Source organism: Paraburkholderia eburnea, from assembly GCF_002917095.1.
Taxonomy (GTDB): Bacteria; Pseudomonadota; Gammaproteobacteria; order Burkholderiales; family Burkholderiaceae; genus Paraburkholderia; species Paraburkholderia eburnea.
On record NZ_PQGA01000051.1, the window covers coordinates 1 to 1,313 of the forward strand.

Genomic DNA, 1,313 nt, shown 5'->3' on the forward strand with positions numbered 1-1,313 from the left:
GCACCGAATCTCTCCGCCCGCCTGCGCAACACGGTCCTGCTCAAGCGCGAGGACAACCAGCCCGTGTTCTCGTTCAAGCTGCGCGGCGCCTACAACAAGATGGCGCATCTGTCGGCAGAGCAACTGCAGCGCGGCGTGATTACGGCTTCGGCGGGCAATCACGCGCAGGGCGTGGCGCTGTCGGCCGCGCGCCTGGGCGTGAAGGCCGTGATCTGCGTGCCGGTGACGACGCCGCAGGTGAAAGTCGATGCCGTGCGCGCTCACGGCGGCTCGATGGTCGAAGTCGTACAGGCCGGCGAGTCCTACAGCGATGCCTACGCCCACGCCGTGCGCCTTCAGGAAGAACGGAGCCTCACCTTCGTGCATCCCTTCGACGATCCCTACGTGATCGCCGGCCAGGGCACCGTGGCGATGGAAATCCTCAGCAAGCATCAGGCCCCGATTCACGCGATCTTCGTGCCGATCGGCGGCGGCGGTCTCGCGGCGGGCGTCGCGGCTTACGTCAAGGCGGTGCGCCCGGAGATCAGGGTGATCGGCGTGCAGACCGACGATTCCTGCGCCATGGCGCAGTCGCTCAAGGCGGGCAAGCGCGTCGAACTCAGCGAAGTGGGCCTGTTCTCGGACGGCACGGCGGTGAAACTGGTGGGCGAGGAAACCTTCCGCCTGTGCCAGGAATATCTGGACGACGTGCTGACGGTCGACACCGACGCGCTGTGCGCCGCGATCAAGGACGTTTTCCAGGACACGCGCAGCGTGCTCGAATCGGCGGGCGCGCTGGCCGTGGCGGGCGCGAAGCAATACGCCGAACGCGAAGGCATCGACGACAAGACGCTGATCGCGATCACCTCGGGCGCGAACATGAACTTCGACCGCATGCGCTTCGTGGCCGAGCGCGCCGAAGTCGGCGAGGCGCGCGAAGCCGTGTTCGCGGTGACGATCCCCGAAGAACGCGGCAGCTTCAAGCGCTTCTGCGAACTGGTCGGCACGCGCAGCGTCACCGAATTCAACTACCGCATCGACGACGCCGAGCGCGCGCATATTTTCGTCGGTGTGCAGATCCGCAACCGGGGCGAATCGCAGCAGATCGCCGAAGCCTTCGTGACGCATGGCTTCCCGAGCGTCGATCTCACCGGCGACGAACTCTCGAAGCAGCACATCCGCTACATGGTGGGCGGGCGCTCGCCGCTGGCGCATGACGAGCGCCTGTTCCGCTTCGAGTTTCCGGAGCGGCCGGGCGCGCTGATGCGCTTTCTTTCGTCGATGGCGCCGAACTGGAATATCAGCCTGTTCCACTACCGCAACCAGGGCGCGGA

1 protein-coding gene is annotated in these 1,313 nt (G+C 66.2%); it reads left to right on the top strand.

Going from position 1 to position 1,313, the window contains the following annotated elements; genetic code table 11:
* Positions 1–1,313 (top strand): threonine ammonia-lyase, biosynthetic (gene ilvA / locus B0G62_RS30990; protein ID WP_103707976.1); only part of this gene is annotated, 1,313 nt, incomplete at both ends.